General features: G+C 66.2%; 7 protein-coding genes. All 7 read right to left on the bottom strand.

Annotated features, from left to right (window positions below; all coding sequences use genetic code 11):
- A partial coding sequence (locus QTI68_RS39560) for an ABC transporter permease subunit (protein WP_503011811.1) occupies window positions 1-348 on the bottom strand: 348 nt, incomplete at its 3' end.
- A gap of 38 nt (window positions 349-386) precedes the next feature.
- Entirely contained in the window at window positions 387-1,580 is a 1,194-nt protein-coding gene (locus QTI68_RS39555; protein WP_286529818.1) for an ABC transporter substrate-binding protein, read from the bottom strand.
- Between the two features lie 47 nt (window positions 1,581-1,627).
- Window positions 1,628-2,824: an ABC transporter substrate-binding protein gene (locus QTI68_RS39550; RefSeq protein ID WP_286529816.1), complete on the bottom strand. Its 1,197-nt coding sequence runs from the start codon at window positions 2,822-2,824 to the stop codon at window positions 1,628-1,630.
- Window positions 2,825-2,867: 43 nt separating this feature from the next.
- The gene (locus QTI68_RS39545; protein ID WP_286529814.1) at window positions 2,868-3,578 is read right to left on the bottom strand and encodes an ABC transporter ATP-binding protein; all 711 of its coding nucleotides are present in this window, start codon (window positions 3,576-3,578) and stop codon (window positions 2,868-2,870) included.
- Window positions 3,578-4,348 (bottom strand): ABC transporter ATP-binding protein, encoded by a 771-nt coding sequence (locus QTI68_RS39540; RefSeq protein ID WP_286529812.1) that lies wholly within the window; start codon window positions 4,346-4,348, stop codon window positions 3,578-3,580. Before QTI68_RS39540 ends, QTI68_RS39545 begins: the two co-directional genes overlap by 1 nt.
- A 168-nt stretch (window positions 4,349-4,516) precedes the next feature.
- Window positions 4,517-6,076 carry a DHA2 family efflux MFS transporter permease subunit gene (locus QTI68_RS39535; protein WP_286529811.1) on the bottom strand — a complete coding sequence of 520 codons (1,560 nt, stop codon included), beginning with the start codon at window positions 6,074-6,076 and terminating at the stop codon, window positions 4,517-4,519.
- Between the two features lie 17 nt (window positions 6,077-6,093).
- A complete protein-coding gene (locus tag QTI68_RS39530; RefSeq protein ID WP_286529809.1) occupies window positions 6,094-7,401 on the bottom strand; it encodes an HlyD family secretion protein in 1,308 nt (435 codons plus the stop codon).
- Window positions 7,402-7,414 lie beyond the last annotated feature (13 nt).

Below are 7,414 nucleotides of genomic sequence, written 5' to 3'. Positions count from 1 at the left end.
CGAGCGGAACACGCCTTCGATCAGCAGCGTGAGGCCGAGCGTCAGCAAGAGGCCATAGAGGTGGTCGAGCTTGTAGATCCAGCGCAGCAGCAGCCGCTCGATGACGATGCCGAACAGCCCGACGATGACCGGCGCCACCGCCAGCATGACCCAGTAGTTGACGTCGAAATAGTTCATCGCCATCCAGGTCAGCACCGCGCCCAGCATGAACAGCGCACCGTGCGCGAAGTTGATGACGTTGAGCAGGCCGAAGATCACTGCGAGCCCGAGGCTCAGGATCGCGTAGAACGACCCGTTGACCAGCCCCAGAAGGAGCTGGCTCAACAAGGCAGGCAGTGATATTTGCATGACGGAAGGGATCGCGATGAAAAGGTCAGGAGGTCAGCTTATTTCCAGATGGCGCACTTGCTTTCGGCCTTGGTCGTGAAGACCTCTTCGCCCGGCAGCTTCGCGACCACCTTGTAGTAGTCCCACGGCTGCGTCGACTCGCTCGGCGACTTGACCTGCACCAGGTACATGTCGTGCACCATCCGGCCGTCGGCGCGGATCACGCCCTTGGCGTAGAAGTCGTTGATCGGCATCTTCTTGAGCTCGGCCATCACCTTGTCGGCGTCGGTGCTCTTGGCTGCCTGCACCGCCTTCAGGTAGGTCGTCGTGGCCGAGTAGTCGGCGGCCTGGATGTCGGTCGGCATGCGCTTGGTCTTGTCGAAGAACTTCTTGCCGAAGGCGCGGGTTTCCTGGTTGAGGTTCCAGTCCCAGCTGGTGGTCAACAGCAGGCCTTCGGTGTTCTTCAGGCCCAGGCTGTGGATGTCGGTGATGAAGACCAGCAGGCCGGCCATCTTCATCGACTTGTTGATGCCGAATTCCTTCGCCGCCTTGATCGCGTTGATGGTGTCGCCGCCGGCATTGGCCAGGCCCAGGATCTGGGCCTTCGAGTTCTGCGCCTGCAGCAGGAAGGACGAGAAATCGGAGGCGTTGAGCGGGTGCTTGACGCCGCCGACCACCGTGCCGCCCTTCTCCTTCACGACCTTGGCCGTGTCGGACTCCAGCGCAGCGCCGAAGGCGTAGTCGGCGGTCAGGAAGAACCAGCTCTTGCCGCCGTTCGCGACCACCGCGCCGCCCGTGCCCTTGGCCAGCGCCACGGTGTCGTAGGCATAGTGCACCGTGTACGGGCTGCACTGCTCGTTGGTGAGCGCCGAAGAGCCGGCACCGTTGACCATGAAGACCCGCTTCTTCTCCTGTGCCACCTTCGCCATCGCCAGGCCGGTGCCCGAATTGGTGCCGCCGAACAGCATCGTCAGGTTGTCGGTGTCGATCCATTCGCGCGCCTTCGAGGCGGCGATGTCGGCCTTGTTCTGGTGGTCGGCCGTGACCAGCTCGATCGGCAGGCCATTGACCTTGCCACCGAAGTCGTCGATCGCCATCTGGATCGCGGTCGCGCCGCCCTTGCCTTCGACGTCGGCGTACAGGCTGGACATGTCGGTGATAAAGCCGATCTTCACTTTCTCCTGTGCTTGAACAGCGCCGGTCGCGAGGGCGATGGCAAGGGAGACAGCAGAAAGCGCGATTGTGTTCTTCATGGTCGATTCAGAGAGAGATGGGTGAGAGAAATCGGGGAGTCGGCGCGTCATTTCCAGAGCGCGCACTTGGAGTCGGCCTGGGTCGTGAAGACCTGGTCGCCCGGCAGCTTGGCGTTGACCTTGAGGTAGTCCCAAGGCTGCTTCGAGTCGGCCGGCGACTTGACCTCGACCAGGTACATGTCGTGCACCATGCGGCCGTCGGCGCGGATCACGCCCTTGGCGTAGAAGTCGTTGATCGGCGTCTTCTTCAGTTCGGCCATCACCTTGTCGGCGTCGACGGTCTTGGCGGCCTGCACGGCCTTCAGGTAGGTCATGGTGGCCGAGTAGTCGGCGGCCTGGATGTCGGTCGGCATGCGCTTGGTCTTGTCGAAGAAGCGCTTCGAGAACTTGCGCGTGTCGTCGTTCAGGTCCCAGTACCAGCTGGTGGTGTGGAGCAGGCCTTCGGTGTTCTTCAGGCCCAGGCTGTGGATGTCGCTCAGGAAGATCAGCAGGCCCGCCGTCTTCATGGTCTTGCCGATGCCGAATTCCTTCGCCGCCTTGATCGAGTTGATGGTGTCGCCGCCGGCATTGGCCAGCCCCAGGATCTGCGCCTTCGAGTTCTGCGCCTGCAGCAGGAAGGACGAGAAGTCCGAGGCATTGAGCGGCGCCCGCACCGCGCCCACCACGGTGCCGCCCTTGGCCTTGACCACCGCCGTGGTGTCGGCTTCGAGCGCATGGCCGAAGGCGTAGTCGGCAGTCAGGAAGAACCAGCTCTTGCCGCCCCGCTCGACCACCGCACCGCCGGTGCCCTTGGCCAGTGCCACCGTGTCGTAGGCGTAGTGCACCGTGTAGGGGCTGCACTGCTCGTTGGTGAGCGCCGAGGTGGCGGCGCCGTTGTTGAAGTAGACCCGCTTCTTTTCCTGCGCCACCTTGGCCGTGGCCAGCGCGGTGCCGGAATTGGTGCCGCCGAAGACCATGGTCACGCCGTTGGTGTCGATCCACTCGCGCGCCTTCGAGGCCGCGATGTCCGCCTTGTTCTGGTGGTCGGCGGTGAGCAGCTCGATCGGCTGGCCCAGCACCTTGCCGCCGAAATCGTCGATCGCCATCTGGATGGCGAGCGCGCCGTTCTTGCCCTCGACGTCGGCATAGAGGCTCGACATGTCGGTGACGAAGCCGATCTTGACCTTTTCCTGGGCCTGGGCGGCGCCGCAGGCGAGCGCGGTCGCGGCGACGGCCAGGGTCATGGCGCTGAACTGGTTCTTCATGAGAGTTCTCCGTTCAATCAACAGGTTGAGAAAGAAAGTGGGATCAGACGCCGAGCAGCTCGTTGAGCACCGGCATCTTGGCTTCGAGCTCGGCGGCGCCGAACTTCTCGACGATCCGTCCGTGCTCCATCACGTAGAAGCGGTCGGCCAGCGGCGCGGCGAAGCGGAAGTTCTGCTCGACCATGACCACCGTGTAGCCCTTGCCGCGCAGCGTGTGGATCATGCGGGCCAGCGCCTGCACGATCACCGGCGCCAGGCCTTCGGAGATCTCGTCGAGCAACAGCAGCCGGGCGCCGGTGCGCAGGATGCGCGCCACCGCCAGCATCTGCTGCTCGCCGCCCGAGAGCCGCGTGCCCTGGCTGTGGCGGCGCTCCGCCAGGTTCGGGAACATGGCGTAGATCTCGTCGACCGACATGCCCTTGTCGGCGCTCTTGAGCACCGGCGGCAAGAGCAGGTTCTCTTCGCACGACAGGCTCGCGAAGATGCCGCGCTCCTCGGGGCAATAGCCGATGCCCTGGTGCGCGATGCGGTGCGTCGGCATGTGGATCGTCTCGGTGCCGTTGACCTTGATGCTGCCCTTGCGCGCGCCGGTGAGGCCGAGCACGGCGCGCATCGTGGTGGTGCGGCCTGCACCGTTGCGGCCCAGCAGCGTGACCACCTCGCCGGGCTGCACCACCATGTCGACGCCGTGCAGAACGTGCGATTCACCGTACCAGGCCTGCAGGTCCTTGATTTCGAGTGCGGGGACTGCCATCAATGGGCTCCCTGCAGTTGGCCGTCGGTGGTGCCCATGTAGGCTTCCATCACCTGCGGGTTGCGCGACACCTCGGCGTACGGCCCCTCGGCCAGCACGGCGCCGCGCTGCAGCACCGTGATCGTGTCGGCGATGGTCGAGACCACGCTCATGTTGTGCTCCACCATCAGGATGGTGCGGCCGGCCGACACCCGCTTGATGAGCTCGGCGACCCGGTGCACGTCCTCGTGGCCCATGCCCTGGGTGGGTTCGTCGAGCAGCATCAGTTCGGGCTCCATCGCCAGCGTGGTCGCGATCTCGAGCGCGCGCTTGCGGCCATAGGGAAGGTTCACGGTCAGCTCGTCGGCCAGGTCCTCGAGGCCGACTTCGGCCAGCAGCACGCGGGCCCGGGCATCGAGCGGCTTGAGCGACTTCTCGCTCTTCCAGAAATGGTAGGAGGTGCCCAGCGCGCGCTGCAGCCCGAGACGCACGTTCTCGAGCAAGGTCAGGTGCGGGAACACAGCCGAGATCTGGAACGACCGGATGATGCCGCGCCGCGCGATCTGCGCCGGGCGCTCGCTGGTGATGTCCTGGCCGTTGAACAGGATGGTGCCGGAGGTCGGCTCCAGGAACTTGGTGAGCAGGTTGAAGCAGGTGGTCTTGCCGGCGCCGTTGGGGCCGATCAACGCGTGGATCGAGCCCCGCACGACCCGGAGGTCGACCTTGCTGACCGCGGTGAAACCCTTGAATTCCTTGGTGAGCTGGCGTGTCTCGAGAATGATGTCGCTCATCTCGCGCGGTCACCCGTTGGCTGGCAGAAAAAATCGGTCATGCGGTCCATCTGAGCGCACCACCATGGCTGCGCGGACCGCATTGTTTGCAGCGGCGGCAAAACTTGCCTACTGGGGCAAATGCCTATGCTGCAACGCAACCTGAGGCCGGGCCGCGCCGGCCCGGAATCAGTGGGCGCCTGCCGCCGCGTCCGACGCGCCGGTTCCCTTCGCCGGCTTGGCGAGCCAGACCAGCGGGATCAGGAACAGGAACAGCATCGCCGAGCCGTAGAACACGTCGTTCGAAGCCAGCATGAAGGACTGCTGGTCGACCAGGCGATTGATCTGCCCCAGCACCTGGTCGGCACTGAATCCGCTGGCGCCGAAGTTGGCGATCGCGCTGTTGGCGGCGGAGCTGCCGGTGTTGACCGACTCCACCAGCTGCGCGTGGTGCAGCGCGGCCCGGTTCTCCCACAGCGTGGTCGCGGCCGAGGTGCCAATCGCGCCCGCGGTGATGCGCAGGAAGTTCGACAGGCCGGAGGCCGCGGGAATGCGGTCGGGCGGCAGGCCCGACAAGGTGATGGTCACCAGCGGGATGAAGAAGAACGCCATCGCCACGCCCTGGATGATGGTCGGGATCATGATGGTCCAGAAGTCGGCCTGGGTGTTGAAGTTCGAGCGCATCCACAGCACCAGCGCGAACACCAGGAACGAGAAGGTCGCGTAGCGGCGCGGGTCGACCTTGCCGACCGTGAGCCCGACGATCGGCGAGAAGATGATCGCCAGCATGCCCACCGGCGCCATGATCATGCCGGCCTGCGTCGCCGTGTAGCCCATGTACTGCTGCAGCCACAGCGGCAGGATCACCACGTTGCCGAAGAAGAGGCCATAGGCCACCGCCGTCGCGAAGGCGCCCGACCAGAAGTTGCGGCGCTTGAACAGCGACAGGTCGACCACCGGGTGCTTGTCGGTCAGCTCCCAGATCAGGAAGAACGCGAAGCCGACCAGGGCGACGACGGCCAAGGTCAGGATCACGGCCGAGTGGAACCAGTCGAGCTCCTTGCCCTTGTCGAGCATCAGCTGCATCGCGCCGACCCAGACCACCAGCAATGCCAGCCCGATGCCGTCGATCGGCACCTTGCGCGTGGCGCTCTCGCGCTTGCGGTAGATGGCCCAGGTGATGCCCGCGGCCGCCAGCCCGACCGGAATGTTGATGTAGAAGATCCAGGGCCAGGAGATGTTGTCGGTGATCCAGCCGCCGAGCAGCGGCCCCATCACCGGTGCGACCAGCGTGGTCATCGACCACATCGCCATTGCCAGTCCGGCCTTGGCCCGCGGATAGCTCGACAGCAGCAGCGTCTGCGACAGCGGGATCATCGGCCCGGCGACGAAACCCTGCAGCGCCCGGAAGGCGATCAGCATCGTCATGTTGGGCGCCAGGCCGCAGAGCCAGGAGCTGATGATGAACAGCAGCACGCTCGCCATGAACAGGCGCACCTGGCCGAAGCGCTGCGTGAGCCAGCCCGTGAGCGGCACCGCGATGGCGTTGGCCACCGCGAAACTGGTGATGACCCAGGTGCCCTGCGTCGAGCTGACGCCGAGGTCGCCGGCGATGGCCGGCAGCGACACGTTGGCGATCGACGTGTCGAGCACGTTCATGAAGGTCGCGGCCGAGAGCGCGATGGTTCCCCAGACGCGGGCGGAGCCCTCGAGCGGCTGGACCGGCGTGGAAGCGGTGGCGTTCGACATCGCGCGCGGTCGCCCGATCAGCCCGGATGAGCCTGCGAGGAGATCGGCGACACCGGCAGGCTGCTGGCCGCCGGCGGCTTGGGCGCCGGCTCATGGCCGAGGTTGGCGCCGATGATGCGCTGGACCACGGCGTCGGCACCGCTGTCGAGCTGGCTGTAGACCTGGGTCTGGATCAGGGCGCTGCCGCGCGGCGCATCGGCCAGCGACTTGCCGTCCTTCTTCGAGACGTCGATCTCGGCGTCCATCGACAGGCCGACCCGCAGCGGATTGGCCTTGAGCTGCTCGGGATCGAGCGCGATGCGCACCGGCACCCGCTGCACCACCTTGATCCAGTTGCCGGTGGCGTTCTGCGCCGGCAGCAGCGCGAAGGCCGAACCGGTGCCGACGCCGAGGCCGGCCACGCGGCCGTCGTACTCGACCTTCTTGCCGTACAGGTCGGCCGTGAGCTTCACGGGCTGGTCGATGCGAATGTTGCGCAGCTGCACTTCCTTGAAGTTGGCATCGACCCAGACCTGGTTCAGCGGCACGATCGACATCATCGGCGTGCCCGCGGCCACGCGCTGGCCGAGCTGCACGGTGCGCTTGGCGACATAGCCTTCGACCGGCGCCGGCATCGCGACGCGCTGGGTGGCCAGGTAGGCCTCGCGCACCTTGGCCGCCGCCGCGAGCACGCTCGGATGGCGCTCCACCGGCGTGCCGTCGGTCAGCGACTGGTTGGTGGTCAGCTGCTCGCGCGCCGACAGCACCGCGGCCTGGGCCGACGCCAGCTGGCTCTTGGCGTTGGCCAGCGCGGTCTCGGAGTGGTTCAGTTCTTCCTTCGACACCGCCCCGTTGCCGGCCAGGGCCTGGCGGCGCTTGAGGTCGTCCTGGGCGCGGGCGATGTCGCTCTGCGCGCGCGCGATGTCGGCCTGGCGCAGCGTGACCTGGGCCGCCAGCGACGCGTTGTTGCCATACAGGGTGCGCGCCTGGCGCACCGCCTGGGCCAGCGCCGCCTCGGCCTGCTCGAACGCCACCTTGGCGTCCGACGGGTCGAGCTGCACCAGCGGCTGGCCGGCCTTCACCAGGTCGGTGTCGTCGGCCATGATCGCCATCACGGTGCCGCTGATCTGCGGCGTGATCTGGATCACGTTGCCCTGAACGTAGGCGTTGTCGGTCGATTCGTAGTGGCTCGCGACCAGCCATTCGTAGCCGCCCCAGGCGGCACCGGCCACGACCACGACGGCGGCCAGCGTGGTCAGCGCGCGGCGGCGCTTGTTGCTCACGGCAGGGGCCTGGGCCACGGGTTCGGCAGACGCAGCGTTCGGGGTGTTGTTGCTGTTTTCCATGACAGTGTCTTTC

It is taken from the genome of Variovorax sp. J31P207 (genome assembly GCF_030316965.1).
GTDB classification, from domain to species: domain Bacteria; phylum Pseudomonadota; class Gammaproteobacteria; order Burkholderiales; family Burkholderiaceae_C; genus Variovorax; species Variovorax ginsengisoli_B.
The sequence above is the reverse complement of the archived record's forward strand: the minus strand, read 5'-3'. Positions and strand labels throughout refer to the sequence as shown.

Bases quoted from the DNA above. Each gene is read 5' to 3' on its own strand.
- QTI68_RS39535 (WP_286529811.1), bottom strand. From the start codon at position 6,076: ATGTCGAACGCCACCGCTTCCACGCCGGTCCAGCCGCTCGAGGGCTCC.
- QTI68_RS39540 (WP_286529812.1), bottom strand. From the start codon at position 4,348: ATGAGCGACATCATTCTCGAGACACGCCAGCTCACCAAGGAATTCAAG.
- QTI68_RS39530 (WP_286529809.1), bottom strand. From the start codon at position 7,401: ATGGAAAACAGCAACAACACCCCGAACGCTGCGTCTGCCGAACCCGTG.
- QTI68_RS39545 (WP_286529814.1), bottom strand. From the start codon at position 3,578: ATGGCAGTCCCCGCACTCGAAATCAAGGACCTGCAGGCCTGGTACGGT.
- QTI68_RS39550 (WP_286529816.1), bottom strand. From the start codon at position 2,824: ATGAAGAACCAGTTCAGCGCCATGACCCTGGCCGTCGCCGCGACCGCG.
- QTI68_RS39555 (WP_286529818.1), bottom strand. From the start codon at position 1,580: ATGAAGAACACAATCGCGCTTTCTGCTGTCTCCCTTGCCATCGCCCTC.